This window comes from Streptosporangium sp. NPDC004379 (assembly GCF_042873875.1).
Taxonomy (GTDB): Bacteria; Actinomycetota; Actinomycetes; order Streptosporangiales; family Streptosporangiaceae; genus Streptosporangium.
This window is the reverse complement of sequence record NZ_JBIAMC010000004.1, coordinates 216,273-232,730: the sequence shown is the minus strand read 5'-3', so window position 1 is coordinate 232,730 and position 16,458 is coordinate 216,273. Positions and strand designations below refer to the sequence as shown.

Genomic DNA, 16,458 nt, shown 5'->3' with positions numbered 1-16,458 from the left:
CGTAGCCTTGCGGCCACACTGACAGGGGAGAGCGCAGGGCCGGGCGCCGTAGCTGCTCCCTTACGGACCGCCCACGGTCCTCGCCGTAGTCGCCCTCCAGGTAGCTCCGTCCCCCACGGTGATTTCCGAAGTCTGGCTTTGAGAGACGCCTGGTCTGATGTGAACGCGCCGGTCGGGAACGAAGCCCGACCGGCGCGTCGCGGGCCACGAAGTGGCGGCCCTAACCGAGATGCCGGGTGAAGAACCGCAGCGAACCGCCGGTCTCGAACTCGGGGATCTCCCCGTGTTTTCCGGGGTTGGCGTGCAGCGTCTTGTCAGCCGACGCCAGAGCGTCGAACAGTTCCAGGCCCTGGGCTCGCGGCACCATGTCGTCATCCCACTGGAGCAGGAACCGCACCGGGACGGTGACCCGGGCGGCGGTCTCGGCCAACCCGTGTACGCCGAGCAGGCCCAGAACCGCCGCGTGGATCCGGGGTTCCGCGGCGAGGAGGGGGATGCCGAGCCCGCAGCCCATCGACATGCCCCAGTAGCCCACCGGACCGGTGCCGACGAAGTCGAGCTCTTGAACCGCGGTCAGGACCGCCTGCCATTCCGGGACGGCCTGTTCGGCCAGGAACATGTGCATGGCGACGAGCTGCGCGGTGGTGTCCTCACCCGCCACCATGCCGGCTCGCAACTCGGCCGCGATCCGAGCGAACCCCTCGGTCTTCGGCCGGTCGCCGTGGTTGGGCGCATCGACCGCGGCCACCGCGAAACCACCCCCGACGACGAAATGGCGTGCGCGGACCACGATGCCCGGAGCCTTCTTGTGCTGCCCGCCGCCGTGACCCATCAGGATCAGGGGACGAGCCCCGCCGGCGTCTTCCGGCGTCCACAGCACGCCGGGGGTCTCGCCGAGGTTGAACAGCCGTTCGGTGACGCCGTCCGACGACGTCTGAGAAATGAAGCGCAAAGCGTTCCAAGCCTTTCGGGATGCCTTCTGCGGGCGCTCCCTAGGCCATGTGAGAGAGGGAGCCCCGACCCATAACAGCGTTGATCGGTCTCACCTCCTTAGTTCACAGCCATACACGGCGATGCCGAACATATCACCAGAACTACTGCGGCACATATCAGCAGAACGACTGCGGCGGGAAGCGTGGGCGGTCCGTAAGGGAGCAGCTACGGCGCCCGGCCCTGCGCTCTCCCCCGCCAGTGTGGCCGCAAGGCTACGGCGGCCCACCCTGAGCCGGGAGCGACAGGTCGCTTCAGCGTCGGTGGGGACCGTGAGCCGCCGGAAAGGGAGCGGCTACGGCGGGTCATCCGTACGAACGGCGCAGGTATGGCGCGGAGGTGGGTGGGTGTTCCGGCCGGCTTCAAAACGCCCGCAACCATCGCGCCCGGGACCAGGCCGGAGGCCGGTCGGCACCAGAGCCCGGCCACAGCGCCGGCCGGAACACCCACCCACCGCAGCGCGCACCACCATCCAGCCCGACAAGCGTGGACCCACCCGAACCCGGGGAAACGTCCAGAGACGCGAAAGCCCCAGGCCCGAAGAGGGCCGGAACACCCACCCACCGCAGCGCGCGCCACCGGCCAACCCGACAAGCGTGGACCCGTCCGAACCCGGGAAACCGCCCCAAGACGCGAAAAGCCCCAGCGTGAAAGAAGGGACCCGGTTAGTCCGCCTGTTCCGGGGTGGCCGTCGAGTCGCAGGTCAGGTTGGTCTCGGGTTTGTAGACGACCTTCCTGGTCTCACGCTTGACCTCCCGGCCGTCCTGCTTGAAGATCCGGGTCACGTCGATCGTGAACCCCTGCTGGCCGGTCATCGGCATGCAGTCGGGCCCGCTGCCGGTCGCGTTCTCGAAGGGCGTGAGGTCGTAGCGGTCGGAGGAGACCGACTCGATGTCGTACCGTCTGGTGCTCCAGAAGGAGACCGTGACCGAGGTGGCGGTCGTCGAGGTCTTCACCAGCACGCCGTACTTGGAGTCGTTCTTCCAGCGGAAGTCCGGCGCGGGCCAGGAGACCGTGGACTCCCGTCCCGCGGGGTAACGCGAGATGTAGAACTCGTGCGGTACGTGCTGGACGTCCTCCAGGCCGCCGAAGAACACCGCGTTGTACATGGTGGTGACGAACTGGGAGATGCCGCCGCCCACGGAGTCGACCAGCCGGCCGTTCTGGATCATGGGGGCCGGGACGAAACCCCGTGCCGTGTCGCGCTGACCGATGACGCCGTTGAGGGAGAAGGTCTCTCCGGGCTTGACGAGGTAGCCGTCCAGGAGCTTGGCGATCGTGCGGATGTTGGTCACCCGGGGCTGACAGCAGGGGAAGTTCGTGGTGAACTCGCTGATCTTCTGTTTGATGCCGAGCCCCCGCGCCTCCGCCTCGGAGATCCGCGGCCGGACGGTCGTCAGCGTGACGGGGATCGTACGGCTGCCGCCCTCGGCGACCATCCGGGTGACCGCCCGGGCGAGCCGCTGGTCGTCGATGCCCTTGCCCTTGCGGCCGGGAACCAGCCGGGGCTTGCCCCCGACGATCTCGAAAGTGGGGTCGCGGGGGGCCGACGCCGGATCGACCAGCTTCCTCTCGACGGTCGCGACCGCGCCGGCGGCGTCGAACACCGGGCGCATGCCCCCCTTGCCGTCGGGCTCGAAGGACAGGTGGGCGGCGAGGATCCCGGTGTCGAGCCGGACCTGCCTGCCGGAGTGGGTGAGGATGACCGGGCCGGACACGGCCTTGTCCGCGTCGGCCGCGACCCGCTTGACGGTGTCGGCCGTGACCTCGGGCCTGATCGTCGATACGGGCAGCTCGACCTCCCGGGCGGGCCCGAGGAACGCCTTCTCGATGGCACCGGCGGCGGCCTCACGGTCCAGTTTCCGGCCGGACGCCGGGGTGACGGCCACGGGCTTGAGGCCCTCGAAGGTGACGGCCCCCTCCCGCACCTCGACGTCGACCTTCCTGGCCAGGGCCTCGACGGTGGAGTTGAGGAGCTCGGGCTCGACGCTGACCTCGGGCTTCAGGTCGGTGGTGGCGGTCAGCGCCCGCCAGACCTGGGGCGGGCTGGGAAAACCGCTGGACGCCTGGTCGATGGTCGAGACGACGTCGAACTCCAGCCCGGCCTTGTCGGGGTCGATCGCGTACTTCTTGCCCGCGGCCCGGACGACGACGTCCTTGGTCTCCTCGTCGGCCAGTTCGCCCCTGAGCCGGTCGGCGGCCTCGGTCGCGGTCAGCCCGCCGATGGGGACGCCGCGGACCCGGGTGCCGGGCAGCATCTTCCCGGACATGAGGATCGCGGCGCCGGCGTAGGCGGCGCCGGCCAGCACCATCAGGGCCAGTACCGCGGCGATGATCCGGCGGAGGCGGCGCGGAGGCGGGTCCTCCTCACCGGAGGGGGACGGCTCGGGCCTCGCCGGGCCGCCGGGCATCAGGGACGGTTCGTCCCGCAGGGTCCGCTGCTGCAGGGAGCTCTCGGGCTGGGCGGCCACCCGCCAGGGCTGGGCGGCCGGGGTCACGGGCGGCAGGCCGGTCCCCCCGGCGGTGCCGGAGGGCCGTGCGGAGGCGGGGGTCGGGACGGGAGATCCGAAGATGTCGGGTGAGACGCCCGGTGGCAGGCGCGAGCCGTTCCCGGAGCCGTCTCCGGAGACCGGGGCGATGCCGCGGGCTCCCGGGCGGACGGGCCGGGTGGGAAGGGGCACCGCCGCGAACGGGTCGGTCGGCGGGTCCGTCGGTGATCCGGCGTTCCCCACAGCCCCGGCTCCTCCTGCGTCCCGCGTCCGGCTCTTCCCTGCCGCAACCCTAAACCAGAACCCCCGGCGAAGCCCCGGAAAGACGTAACAATTGGTCTTTCACGTGCCTCTCCATGCCGTTCACCGCCGGGACGCCCCGGCCGGCTCCGGGGCTCCGGGGAGTGCTCCCCGGAGCCCCGGAGGGGCACTACTCGGAGACGCCGAGCTTCTCCAGGATGAGCTCGCGGGCTCGGCCCGCGTCGGCCTTGCCGCGGCTGGCCTTCATGACACCACCGACCAGCGCGCCGACCGCGGCGATCTTGCCGCCCCGGACCTTGTCGGCCGCGTCGGCGTTGCCCGCCAGCACCTGATCGATGATCGCCGACAGCTCGCCCTCGTCGTTGACGATCTGCAGGCCGCGCGCGGCCACCACCTCGTCGGGGGTGCCCTCGCCGTTCAGCACGCCCTCCAGCACCTGGCGAGCCAGCTTGTCGTTCAGCGCGCCGCCGGCGACCATCGCGCACACCCGGGCGATCTCGTCGGGGGTGATGCGCAGCTCCCGCAGCGGCGTCCCGGCCTCGTTGGCGCGACGGGCCAGCTCGCCCATCCACCACTTGCGGGCGTCCGCCGGCGGGGCGCCGGCCGCGACCGTCGCCTCGACCAGGTCGATGGCGTCGGCGTTGTGCATGGACTGCATGTCGAGGTCGGAGACGCCCCATTCCTGCTGCAGCCGCTTGCGCCGCGCGCCGGGCAGCTCGGGCAGCGTGGCCTTGAGCTCGGCGACCCAGGCGGGGTCGGGGGCGATCGGCACGAGGTCGGGCTCGGGGAAGTAGCGGTAGTCCTGCGCCTCCTCCTTGGACCGTCCGGACGTGGTGGAGCCGGTGTCCTCGTGGAAGTGGCGGGTCTCCTGGACGATCCGGCCGCCGCCGGCCAGGACGGCCGCCTGGCGCTCGATCTCGCCTCGGACGGCGCGCTCGACGCTGCGCAGCGAGTTGACGTTCTTGGTCTCGGTACGGGTGCCCCACTCCGAGGATCCGCGCGGCATGAGGGAGACGTTCACATCGAACCGCATGGAGCCCTCCTCCATGCGCACGTCCGAGACGCCGAGGCCGCGGACGAGCTCGCGCAGCTCGGTGCCGTAGGCGCGGGCGACCTCGGGGGCGAGCCGGTCGGTGCCGGGGATCGGCTTGGTGACGATCTCCACCAGCGGGATGCCGGCCCGGTTGTAGTCGACGATCGAGTAGTCGGCGCCGTGGATGCGGCCGGTCGCGCCGCCCACGTGGGTGGATTTGCCGGTGTCCTCTTCCAGGTGGACCCGCTCGATCTCGACCCGTACGACCTCGCCGTTCACCTCGACGTCAAGGTAGCCGTCGAAGCAGAGCGGCTCGTCGTACTGGCTGATCTGGTAGTTCTTCGGCATGTCCGGATAGAAGTAGTTCTTCCGGGCGAAGCGGCACCACTCGGCGATCGAGCAGTTGAGGGCCAGGCCGATGCGGATCGTCGCCTCGATGGCCGCGGCGTTGGCCGTCGGCAGCGCGCCGGGCAGGGCCAGGCAGACCGGGCACACGTGCGTGTTCGGCGGGGCGCCGAACGTGGTCGGGCAACCGCAGAACATCTTCGACGCCGTGCCGAGCTCGACGTGCGTCTCCAGGCCGAGCACCGGCTCGAAGCGCTCCAGCGCCTCGTCGTACGGCATCAGCGTTTCCGTGCTCACTGGTCGTTCACCATTTCTTCCTTAGTCGCTGAGGGCGGCCGTGCCGCTCACAGGTACCCGAGTCCTTTCAATGCGTTCCGCGTCTCGGCCACCCAGTCCGCGTAGGCGGGCACCTGGGCCAGCACGCCGAGATCGATGTTGCGTCCGATGTACTGGAAGTAGTCGCGCAGGGGCTTGCCCCGCCGGGGGACGGTCGCGGCCAGGACCTCGCCGGGGTCGGTGATCCTGGCGACGTCGCGCGGCCGGGTGGGCAGCCGGCTGAGGTCGCTCCCCTCCAGTCTCGCCCACACTCCGGGGTCGGCGAGCAGCCACGCCTCGGTGTCACCCAGGCTGACCACCGGAACCAGGTAGTGGGAGTGGTATCGGACGCCGTCGGCCCGTCCGCCGATCTTGCCGCGCTCCCACTCGACGTTGTGGGTGAACAGCAGGTGGCAGTCGGCCGCGAGCTCCTGCATCGCGGCCACCACGCGGTCACGGCCGCAGTTCACGACCTCCGTGGCCTCGACGTCGACCACGTGGGGCGACATCCAGGTCAGCTCCCGGAGCTGCCGGGAGATCACGATGCCGAGGAAGCTCTCGGCGGCCTCCCCCTCCGCGATCAGACCGGGGACCAGCGAGCGGGGCGTCATGCCGCCGCGCCGAGGTACTCGCGGACCTGCCGGGGCGAGACGAACGTGCCCGGCTCGCCGTACGGCTGGACCGACTTCGCCACGGTCACCCGCGACACCCGGTCGTTGTCGGGGTCGACGCGGACGGCGGTGTCGAGGAAGGTCAGCGCGTCCGGATCGGTGCGGTAGGTCTCGGCCACCACCGCCGGGGAGTGGCTGGTGACGATCACCTGCCGGAACGGCTCCGCGCCTCCGGGCATGGCGACCCGCTGCCGGACGCGCCGGAGCAGCTCGCCGACGCGGGCGGGGTGCACGCCGTTCTCGATCTCCTCCACCAGGAGGGTGCAGGGGTGGCCGGGGTCGTGCAGGGCCGCCAGCAGGGCGAGGACCCGCAGGGTGCCGTCCGACAGCAGCGCGGCCGGCACCGGCCCCTGGCCGTCGAGGACCAGGTCGAAGGAGCACTCTCCCCGCTCGACGCGGGACACCAGGTCGGCCACGCCGGGCAGGATCCCGGCGAGGTCGGCCATCAGGTCGGCCAGCGCCGCCGTCCCGGCCATCCGGGCGAGCACCGCGGCGAGGTTGGCGCCGTCGCCGGTGAGCGGCCCGGTGTCGGCCGGGACGCTCCTGCGACGCATGGTCCGCGGCGAGGGCGCGTGCCTGCGCCAGGCCCGCACCGTACGGCGGGGCGTGTTCTCCGGCTCCGGGTCCTCCACCACCAGCTCCAGCAGCTCCTCCGGGATCTGGCGGACCGCGTGGCTGACGACCGGGCCGCTGGCCCGGGGGATCCGCAGCACCATCTCCGCGCCCGCGTCGATCCGGATCGGCAGCAGCGCGCCGGGTTCCGGGGCGACCAGGGCCTCCACCGAGACGACGAAGCCCGGCACCGGGGTGCCGCGCGCCACCCGGTGGAACTGCTCGGCGGGCAGCCCGCGGGTCGCGCCCATCAGCCCGCCGGCCCCGGTGACCTCGTCGGCGACGAACCCCAGGGCGTCGAGCAGGTTCGACTTGCCGCTGGCGTTGGGACCGACCAGCACCAGGAAGGGCGGCACGTCGAGGTCGAAGTTCAAGAATGACTTGAACCCGTCGATCTCGATCCGAGTGATCATGCCGCCGCTCCCCCCTGTCGCGTCCGTCGCCGTGTCTGCCCGGGTGCCCTTACAGCGCCGGGGCCTTGGACAGCAGGGTCCCGCCCCAGCGGGACTCCAGGGCGTTCTCCACCGCGGCGGCGACCCGGTAGCAGCGGTCGTCGCCGAGCACCGGGGCCATGATCTGCAGGCCGACCGGCAGGCCGTCCTCGTCGGCCAGGCCGCACGGCACCGAGATCGCCGCGTTGCCGGCCATGTTGGCCGGGATGGTGCACAGGTCGGCGAGGTACATCGCCATCGGGTCGTCGGCGCGCTCGCCGATCGGGAACGCCGTGGTCGGCGTGGTGGGCGAGATGAGCACGTCCACCTGGCCGAAGGCGGCCTCGAAGTCGCGGGCGATCAGCGTGCGGACCTTCTGCGCCTGGCCGTAGTAGGCGTCGTAGTAGCCGCTGGACAGCGCGTAGGTGCCGAGGATGATGCGCCGCTTGACCTCGGGGCCGAAGCCGGCGGCCCGGGTCAGCGCCATGACCTCCTCGGCGCTGCGCGTGCCGTCGTCACCGACGCGCAGGCCGTACCGCATGGCGTCGAAGCGGGCGAGGTTGGACGAGCACTCCGACGGCGCGATGAGGTAGTACGCCGGCAGGGCGACGGTGAACGACGGGCAGGAGACCTCGACGACCTTGGCGCCGAGCGACTCCAGCAGCTCCACCGTCTCGCGGAAGCGGGCGAGCACGCCCGGCTGGTAGCCGTCGCCGCCGAACTCCTTGACCACGCCGATGCGCAGCCCCGCCACGTCGCCCTGGCGGGCGGCCTCGACGACGCTCGGCACCGGGGCGTCGATGGACGTCGAGTCGAGCGGGTCGTGGCCGGAGAACGCCTCCTGCAGCAGCGCGGCGTCCATGACGTTGCGTGCGAACGGGCCCGGGGTGTCCAGGGAGCTCGCGAAGGCGATCAGGCCGTAGCGGGAGGAACCGCCGTAGGTCGGCTTCATACCGACGATGCCGGTGACCGCGGCGGGCTGGCGGATCGAGCCGCCGGTGTCGGTGCCGGTGGACAGCGGGGCCTCGTAGGCGGCGACCGCGGCCGAGGAGCCGCCGGAGGAGCCGCCCGGGATCCGCGTCAGGTCCCACGGGTTGTGCGTGGGGCCGTAGGCGGAGTTCTCGGTGGAGGAGCCCATCGCGAACTCGTCGAGGTTGGTCTTGCCGAGGATCACCAGACCGGCTTCGCGCAGCCGCCGCGTCACCGTCGCGTCGTACGGCGGGCGCCAGCCTTCGAGGATCTTCGAGCCGGCGGTGGTCGGCATGTCGGCGGTGGTGAAGACGTCCTTGTGCGCGATCGGCACGCCCGCGAGCGGGCCGAGGCGCTCCCCGGCGGCCCGGCGGGCGTCGACGGCGCGGGCCTGCTCCAGGGTCGTCTCGGCGTCGACGTGGAGGAAGGCGTTGACCTGCGGCTCCACCGCGGCGATCCGGTCGAGGTGGGCCTGGGCGACCTCGACGGCCGAGACCTCGCCCGAGGCGATCAGGGCGCCGAGCTCGGCGGCGGTCTTGTGAGTGAGACTCATGCTTCCTCCCCGAGGATGCGCGGAACGCGGAAGCGGTCGTCCTCGACCGCGGGGGCGCCGGCCAGGGCCTGCTCGGGTGTGAGGCCGGGCCGTACCTCGTCGGGGCGGTAGACGTTGGTGAGCGGGAGCGCGTGCGAGGACGGCGGGATGTCGTCGGCCGCCACCTCGGCGACGCGGGCGACCGCACCGATGATCACATCGAGCTGGGCGGCGAAGTGGTCGAGTTCCTCGTCGGCCAGCGCCAGCCGGGACAGCCGGGCGAGGTGAGCGACCTCGTCGCGGGTTATGGCGGACATGAGTCGTTGAACCCGTCTCGTGGAATGGCAATTGGACACTGTCATCTTAGGGCGCGTGACTCGACGTGCCTGACCGCTCGCCCCCCACGACCCGCCCGCGGGAGCCGGTGTCACGCCGTCCGGACGTCGAGGACCTCTCCGGAACGCAGCAGGGTCAGGCCGGGCAGGGCGCGGCCGCGGTGCTCGTGCAGCCAGGCGGTGGCCTCGGCGGCGGGCATCGGCGCGGCGAACAGCCGGCCCTGGGCGAGGTCGCATCCCATGGCGGTCAGCCGGTCGGCCACCTCGGCGGACTCGACGCCCTCGGCGACCGAGCGCAGGCCCAGGGAGCGGACCAGGTCGACGATGGAGCGGACGATCCGCTCGTCGTCGGAGGACTGGCCGATCCGGTGGACGAACGAGGAGTCGATCTTCACCTCGGCGACCGGCAGCCGCTGCAGGCGCACCAGCGAGGAGTAGCCGGTGCCGAAGTCGTCCAGTGCCAGCGGCACGCCCAGCGAGACCAGGGCGCGTACGGCGTCGGCGGTGTAGGACTGGTCGGTCATCAGGACGCGCTCGGTCACCTCCAGCTGGATCGCCTTGGGCGGCAGCCGGTGGTAGGCCAGGCCGGCCTCCAGGCGGTCGGGCAGCGCCGAGTCGAGCAGGTCGCGGGCGGAGACGTTGACGGAGATCTGCTCGTGCAGGCCGGCGCGCCACCAGTGCGCGGCCTGCTCCAGGGCCGCGTCCACGACGTACTGGGTGAGGTGCCGCATGAGGTAGGACTGCTCGGCCATGGGCACGAACTCCCCGGGCGAGATCATCCCCCGCTCCGGGTGACGCCAGCGCAGCAGCGCCTCCACGCCCCGCACCTCACCGACGGCCAGGTCCAGCTTGGGCTGGTAGTGCAGCCGCAGTTCGGAGCGGTCGATGGCCCGGCGCAGGTCGCCCAGGAGGTTGAGCCGGTCGGGGCTGTTGCGGTCCTTCTCCGCGACGTAGACCTCGACGCCCGTCCGCCCCTCCTTGGCGAGGTACATCGCCACGTCGGAGCGCTGCATCAGCAGCTCGAAGTCGGGGGCGTGGTCGGGGTGGAGCGCGATGCCGACCGAGGCGTCGAGGTCGAAGGTCATCCCCTCCAGCCGGACCGGCTCGGTGAGGGCCACCCGCAGCCGCGCGGCGACCTCGCGGGCGGCGACGGCGTCGCGCACCGAGGGCAGCAGCACGGCGAACTCGTCGCCGCCGAGCCGGGCCACCACGTCGCCCGGCCGCACGCTGTGGGTCAGCCGGTGCGCCACGATCTGCAGCAGCCGGTCGCCCACCGGGTGGCCGAGGGTGTCGTTGACCTCCTTGAACCGGTCGAGGTCGAGCAGGAACAGGCCGACCCGCTCACCCGGCCGGGCCTCTGCAAGCGCTTCCTCGGTGCGCAGCACGAGCAGCTTGCGGTTGGGCAGCCCGGTCAGCCCGTCGTGCATCGCCTGGTGGTCGCGGCGGAGCGACAGGGTGGCGGTGAAGTAGACGGCGGCCATCGGCGCGACGAACAGCGGGACCAGCGCCGGGGAGTGGTTCATCACCACCACGACCGGCGGCGCCAGCCCGATCAGCCCGGCGTAGACCAGGCTCTGGTGGCCGATCGCCGCCCGGACCACCCGGTGGACCGAGCGGCGCTCGTGCAGTGCCACCGCCCCGGAGACCAGCAGCCCCCGCACCGTGAAGTAGGCGAGCCCGGCCAGGGCGATCGCGAGCAGGTCGGAGCCGGCGGGCGTCCGCCCGCCCGCCGTGACGGGCTGGTGGCCGAGCGTCTCCAGCACCGCGCCGGCGGCGGCGCAGGCCAGCGTCGTCTGCGCGATGTTGAACATGACCCGGTGCCACGCCCGGCGGGTGACGGCCGCGTTGACGACGATGCCGACCGCCTGGATCAGCACGGCGACCGGCATGCCGTAGTGCAGGAGCGCGGCGAAGATGAACATCGTCGACGGGTAGGTGCCGCCCACGGACGTCGACGACGACAGCAGGACCGGTCGCAGTTCCCCGAGCACGACCAGAACGGTGAGCATCCAGAACATCGGGCTGCGGGCGAGGACGAGCGTCTCCGCCGGGCCGAGTCGCCACTGCGCCGCCGCGAGGACGGCGGCCCCGAGCGTGATCACGACGGTGAGGTAGGTCCACAGTGGTGAGCCCGCACGTGGGCCGGTGTCGCGAGTGTCATTCGGGTCAGCCATGAATAACAAAACCCCCATTAGTTCCCTATGGGAGAGTACGGCCTTTGGGCCACTTCGCGAAACCGGTTGGGCACGTTCCGTTACGAGTGGGTTTGAGTGGTTACCCCGTTTTCCCCGCCGTCTCTCCCCGTCTTCCCGTCCTCCGGCTCGTCGTCCGTTTTCCCGTCCGCCTCGCCGGCCGCCCTCCCGTTCCCCGTCTTCCCGCCGTCTTCCCGCCGTGCCCGGCCGTCCCCGTCCTCGCCCCCGGCCGCCTCCCGACCGCGTCCGGTCGCCCTCGTTCCCCGGCCGCCTCCCGGCCCGCCGATCATTCTGCCGCCCTCGGCCCACCGCCCGGCCCGTCGCCCGGCCGACCGGCCACCCGTTCCACCGTTCTCCGCCCGCCGTACGGCCCGTGCCCCGGCGGAGACCATGAGACGGCCCCGTCCCGGCATGTCCGGGGCGGGGCCGTCCCGGTCACGCCTCGGGCGTGACCGTCAGCCCGGCCGCGGCCTCGGGCCCGTCCTCCAGGAGGACCTTCAGGCCCTCCTCGTCGAGGATCGGCACGCCCAGCTTGACCGCCTTGTCGAACTTGGACCCGGCGTTCTCGCCCACGATCACGAAGGACGTCTTCTTGGAGACCGAGGACGCCACCTTGCCGCCCCGGCTCGCCAGGGCCGTGCCGGCCTCGTCACGGGTGAGGCCGGCCAGCGTGCCGGTCACCACGAAGGTGAGCCCGGCGAGGGTCTGCGGGGGCAGGTCGGCGGGCGCCTCGTCCTCCATCCGCACCCCGGCGGCCCTCCACCGGTCGACGATCTCCCGGTGCCAGTCGACCTGGAACCAGTCGTGGATCGCGGCGGCCACCCGCGGGCCGACGCCCTCGACCGCGGCGAGCTCCTCCTCGGAGGCGGCGGCGATCGCGTCGATCGAACGGAACTCGGCGGCGACGGCCTGGGCGGTGGGCGGGCCGACATGCCGGATGGAGAGCGCGACCAGGACCCGCGCCACGGTCGTCTCCTCCTTCGTCTTGGCCCGCTCCAGCTCCTGGAGCATCTTCTCGGCGTTCTTGCTCAGCCCGCCGCTCTGGTTGGCGAAGAAGGAGACGATCCTCGGCTCGCCGGTCTCCGGGTCGGTCTTGGGCAGCCCGGTGTCGGGGTCGCGGACCACCGAGCGGATCGGCAGGAGCTGCTCGGCGGTCAGGTCGAACAGGTCGGCCTCGGTGCGGATCAGCGGCTGCTGCGGGGGCAGCGGCTGGGTCAGCGCGGTGGCCGCGACGTAGCCCAGGCCCTCGATGTCGAAGGCCCTGCGACCGGCCGCGAAGAAGATCCGCTCACGGAGCTGGGCGGGGCAGGACCTGGTGTTGGGGCAGCGCAGGTCGGCGTCGCCCTCCTTCTCGTAGGCCAGCTCGGTGCCGCACTCCGGGCAGTGCGCCGGCATCACGAACTCCCGCTCGGTGCCGTCGCGCAGCTCCTCGACCGGCTTGACGATCTCCGGGATCACGTCGCCGGCCTTGCGCAGCACCACCGTGTCGCCGATCCGCACTCCCTTGCGCACGACCTCGGAGGCGTTGTGCAGGGTGGCGCGCTCGACCGTGGAGCCGGACACGACGACCGGCTCCATGACGCCGAACGGGGTTACCCTGCCGGTGCGGCCGACGCCCACCTGGATGTCGAGGAGCCTGGTGTTGACCTCCTCCGGCGGGTACTTGTAGGCGATCGCCCAGCGCGGCGCCCGGCTGGTGGAGCCGAGCTCGCGCTGGAGGTCGACCCCGTCGATCTTCACCACGACGCCGTCGATCTCGTAGGCGGGGTCGTGGCGGTGCTCGCGGTAGTACTCGATGTAGGCGTTGATCTCGTCGAGGCCGCCGACGACCCGGTAGAGGTCGCTCACCGGCAGCCCGAACTCGCGCAACCTCTCGTAGATCTGCGACTGCGAGGCGGGCATCGGGGCGCCGCCCTCCCAGGGGCCGACCCCGTGGACGATCATCCGCAGAGGTCGCCGCGCGGTCTCCCGCGGGTCCTTCATCCGCAGCGAGCCGGCGGCGGAGTTGCGCGGGTTGGCGAACGGCTGCCTGCCCGCCTCGACCAGCTGCTCGTTGAGCCGCCCGAACCCCTCGACGGGCATGTAGACCTCGCCCCGGACCTCCAGCAGGTCGGGGACGCCGTCGCCGGTCAGGCGCTGCGGCACGTCGGCGAGGGTCCGGACGTTCGCCGTCACGTCCTCGCCGACCCGGCCGTCGCCGCGGGTGGCCCCGCGCACCAGGCGGCCCTTCTCGTACACCAGCGCGATCGCCAGGCCGTCGATCTTCAGCTCGCACAGGTAGGGGGCCGGGTCGCGCTCGGCCAGCCGCTCGGCCCGCGCCTGCCAGGCGGCCGTCTCCTCGGCGCTGAACGCGTTGTCCAGGCTCTCCATCCGCCGCAGGTGGGCCACCGAGGCGAAGTCGCTGGTGATCGGCGCGCCGACCCTCTGGGTCGGGGAGTCGGGCGTGCGCAGGGCGGGGTGCTCCTCCTCCAGCCCCTGCAGCTCGCGCATCCACGTGTCGTACTGGGCGTCGCTCACGGTGGGCGCGTCGAGCACGTAGTAACGCCAGTTGGCCTCGTCGACCAGCTCGGCCAGCTCGGCGTGCCGTTTCCTCGCCGACGCCGGCGCGACCCCGGACTCCGTCTCAGCGCCCATCACCCAAGATCTCCCCTCGTCACCGCGAACCGGCCGGCCGGCGACCCCGGCCGGGGGCCGCAGAAGCAGCGAACTCCCAAGTGGAACGCTATCGCCGCGCACCGACAATGCGGGGACCGCCTCGGCCCCCGGAAAGGACGGTCCGGACGGGTCACTCGCCGGGATCCTCCCGCAGCACCAGCGCCGCGCCGCGCACCTTCGCCAGGGCGGCCCTGGCGTAGGCGGGCGAGGCCCCGGCCAGCCCGCAGGAGGGGGTCAGAACGACCTGCGAGGCGAGCGTCGCGGCGGGGAAGCCGAGGCGGCGCCAGAGCTCGACGGCGGGCCGGGCGACCACCCCCACGTCGGGCAGCGGGGCGTCGGTCCCGGGCACCACGCCGAGGAACAGGGCCGTCCCGGCCTCGATCGCCTCACCGATCGCGTCCTCGTCACGCCGCCGCAGCAGGGCGGCGTCCAGCGAGATCCCCCGGGCGCCCGCCGTACGGAGGAGCCTGAGGGGAACGTCCGGGGCGCAGCAGTGCACGACCGGGAACGCCCCGGCGGGCAGCACCGCGCCCAGCCGTTCGGCGGCGACCTGGGCGTCGACGGCCGGCAGCCGCCCGAAGCCCGAGGCGGTCGGCACCGTGCCGGCCAGGACGCCCGGCAGCCCCGGCTCGTCGAGCTGCAGGACGATCTCCGTGGCCCCGGGCACCCTGCGCCGCACGTCGGCGAGGTGGGCGGCGAGCCCCTCGGCGAGGGAGGCGGTCAGGTCGCGCACCGCGCCGGGGTCGGCGAGCGTCTTGTCGCCGTGCCGCAGCTCGATCGCCCCGGCCATCGTCCACGGCCCGGCCGCCTGGATCTTCAGCGGGCCCTCGTACCCCTGCGCCGCCTCCTCCAGCGCGTCGAGGTCGCGCCGCAGGTGGTCACGGGCCCGTCTCAGGTCGCGTCCCGGCCGGTCGGTGAACCGCCACCCGGACGGCTGCACCTCCACCGGCAGCTCCACCAGCAGCGAGGCGGTCCTGCCGACCATGTCGGCACCGACTCCGCGCGCGGGCAGCTCCGGGAGGTAGGGCAGGGCGGGCAGTTCCCCGAAGACGACCCTGATCGCCTCCTCGTGCTCCTCCCCCGGGTGGGATCCGACCCCGGTGGCGGTCGCCTCGCCCCACGGATACTCGCTCATGCCGCTCCTCGCCGCGTTCCTCCGCGAACCGGACGGCCGCCGTCGCGTCCGGCGGCCCGTCCTCGCACGACAGCAGCTTAGGGCGGCCCGGTGGCGTCCCCCGACCGCCCGGCGGTGCCGCCGCGCGAGAACGGGCCGGCCCGCGACGGTCCACCGGCCGCCCGGCCACCTCCCCGGGCCGCCCGGCCGTGTCCCGGGGCGCTCCCCGGGACACGACCGGGGATTCGGGCGTCGGCATGACGTCCCTTGATCGGGTTGAGTAGTGTTTCGCCCGGTATTCACCCAGCCCGGGGGGACACATGGTGATCAGCCGGACACTAGCCGTCGTGTCACTGCTGGCGGCGGCCGCGGCGGCCCTGGGGCCGCCCGCAGCGGCGCGGGCGGTCCCGGCACCCGAGAGGCCGCCCGCCGCGCGGGCGGCCGAGCCCAGGCAGTGCGCGCCGAAGCCCGGCACGAAGAGCATCGCCGAGCCCTGGGGCCAGCGGCGGCTCAGCCTGCGGGACGTGTGGCGGCTGACCAAGGGCGCCGGGATCACCGTCGCGGTCGTCGACAGCGGGCTGGACACCACGCATCCCCAGCTCGCCGGGGCCGCCGTGTACGACGTCACCGGCACCGGGACGCGCGACTGCGACGGCCACGGCACGGCGGTGGCGGGCATCGTCGCCGGGCGGCAGCGGAAGGAGTCCCCGTTCTCCGGGGTCGCGCCGCAGGTCAGGCTGATCTCCGTCAAGCACACGGACGGCGACGAGGGCGAGGTGGGCAACCTGGCCCGGGCCATCGCGCGGGCCGCCGACCTCGGCGCCGACGTGATCAACGTGTCGGTCCGGGCGAGCGACCAGCCCGACCTTCGCACCGCGGTCACCTACGCCCAGGCCAAGGGGGCGGTGATCGTGGCCGCGGCGGGCAACTCCGAGAACAACGACTCCACACCGGCCTACCCGGCCTCCTACCCCGGCGTGCTGTCGGTCGGCGCGGCGGGCCCCGACGGGCGCCGTACCGACTTCTCCAACACCGGTTCCCCGGTCTCCGTCCTGGCCCCCGGCGAGGGGATCACGAGCACCTGGCCGTGGGTCACCTACCGGGAGGACCTGCGGGGCACCAGCTTCGCCGCGCCGTACGTGGCGGGGGTGGCGGCGCTGGTCCGCGCGTACCACCCGGAGCTGAGCGCCGAGGCGACGGTACGGCGCATCGCGATGACCGCCGACGGCGGCACCGGGGCGGGCGTCGGCGCCGGGATGGTCAACCCGCTGCTGGCCGTCACGGCCGTGCTGCCCTCGGAGGCCGTCGCGCTCGCGCCGCCGCCGCCCGTCCCGTTGCCGCCCGGCGCGATACGGCCGGCGCCGGTGAAGGACGTCCGGAGCATGTCGATCGCCGGGTGGGTCGCGCTCGGCTCGTTCGCCGCGGCGGGCGTGGTCGTCGTGGCCGGCGTCGCGATCCCGGCGGGGCGCCGCCGGAGGTGGCGGGCGGGGGCGCTGGAGAACGGGGCGTGAAAG

The 16,458-nt window shown here is 72.9% G+C and carries 11 protein-coding genes; 1 reads left to right on the top strand and 10 read right to left on the bottom strand.

Annotated elements, in window-relative coordinates:
- Positions 1 to 220: 220 nt before the first annotated feature.
- From ACFYSC_RS10995 to ACFYSC_RS10950, 10 genes are all read right to left on the bottom strand, one after another.
- Positions 221 to 952 (bottom strand): dienelactone hydrolase family protein, encoded by a 732-nt coding sequence (locus ACFYSC_RS10995; RefSeq protein WP_389959752.1) that lies wholly within the window; start codon positions 950 to 952, stop codon positions 221 to 223.
- 703 nt (positions 953 to 1,655) lie between these two features.
- Positions 1,656 to 3,722 carry a VanW family protein gene (locus ACFYSC_RS10990; protein ID WP_389959749.1) on the bottom strand — a complete coding sequence of 689 codons (2,067 nt, stop codon included), beginning with the start codon at positions 3,720 to 3,722 and terminating at the stop codon, positions 1,656 to 1,658.
- A 187-nt stretch (positions 3,723 to 3,909) separates the two neighbouring features.
- Positions 3,910 to 5,397, bottom strand: coding sequence for an Asp-tRNA(Asn)/Glu-tRNA(Gln) amidotransferase subunit GatB (gene gatB / locus ACFYSC_RS10985; RefSeq protein WP_389960311.1), 1,488 nt, complete (start codon positions 5,395 to 5,397; stop codon positions 3,910 to 3,912).
- Between the two features lie 65 nt (positions 5,398 to 5,462).
- Positions 5,463 to 6,044: a hypothetical protein gene (locus tag ACFYSC_RS10980; protein ID WP_389959746.1), complete on the bottom strand. Its 582-nt coding sequence runs from the start codon at positions 6,042 to 6,044 to the stop codon at positions 5,463 to 5,465.
- The gene (locus ACFYSC_RS10975; protein ID WP_389959743.1) at positions 6,041 to 7,129 is read right to left on the bottom strand and encodes an AAA family ATPase; all 1,089 of its coding nucleotides are present in this window, start codon (positions 7,127 to 7,129) and stop codon (positions 6,041 to 6,043) included. The genes ACFYSC_RS10980 and ACFYSC_RS10975 overlap by 4 nt, the downstream gene beginning before the upstream one ends.
- 49 nt (positions 7,130 to 7,178) lie before the next feature.
- Entirely contained in the window at positions 7,179 to 8,669 is a 1,491-nt protein-coding gene (gatA, locus tag ACFYSC_RS10970; protein ID WP_362939135.1) for an Asp-tRNA(Asn)/Glu-tRNA(Gln) amidotransferase subunit GatA, read from the bottom strand.
- Positions 8,666 to 8,965: an Asp-tRNA(Asn)/Glu-tRNA(Gln) amidotransferase subunit GatC gene (gene gatC, locus ACFYSC_RS10965; protein ID WP_179824916.1), complete on the bottom strand. Its 300-nt coding sequence runs from the start codon at positions 8,963 to 8,965 to the stop codon at positions 8,666 to 8,668. The genes gatA and gatC overlap by 4 nt, the downstream gene beginning before the upstream one ends.
- 110 nt (positions 8,966 to 9,075) lie before the next feature.
- Complete coding sequence (locus ACFYSC_RS10960; protein WP_389959739.1) at positions 9,076 to 11,157, bottom strand: putative bifunctional diguanylate cyclase/phosphodiesterase; 2,082 nt, start codon at positions 11,155 to 11,157, stop codon at positions 9,076 to 9,078.
- 453 nt (positions 11,158 to 11,610) lie between these two features.
- A complete protein-coding gene (ligA, locus tag ACFYSC_RS10955; protein ID WP_389959736.1) occupies positions 11,611 to 13,809 on the bottom strand; it encodes an NAD-dependent DNA ligase LigA in 2,199 nt (732 codons plus the stop codon).
- 151 nt (positions 13,810 to 13,960) lie between these two features.
- Positions 13,961 to 14,965: a methionine synthase gene (locus tag ACFYSC_RS10950; RefSeq protein WP_389959734.1), complete on the bottom strand. Its 1,005-nt coding sequence runs from the start codon at positions 14,963 to 14,965 to the stop codon at positions 13,961 to 13,963.
- A 326-nt stretch (positions 14,966 to 15,291) separates the two neighbouring features.
- Here ACFYSC_RS10950 and mycP point away from each other — a divergent pair, with 326 nt between their 5' ends.
- On the top strand, positions 15,292 to 16,455 hold the full coding sequence (gene mycP / locus ACFYSC_RS10945) for a type VII secretion-associated serine protease mycosin (RefSeq protein ID WP_389959733.1): 1,164 nt from the start codon (positions 15,292 to 15,294) through the stop codon (positions 16,453 to 16,455).
- The last annotated feature ends 3 nt before the right edge of the window (positions 16,456 to 16,458 follow it).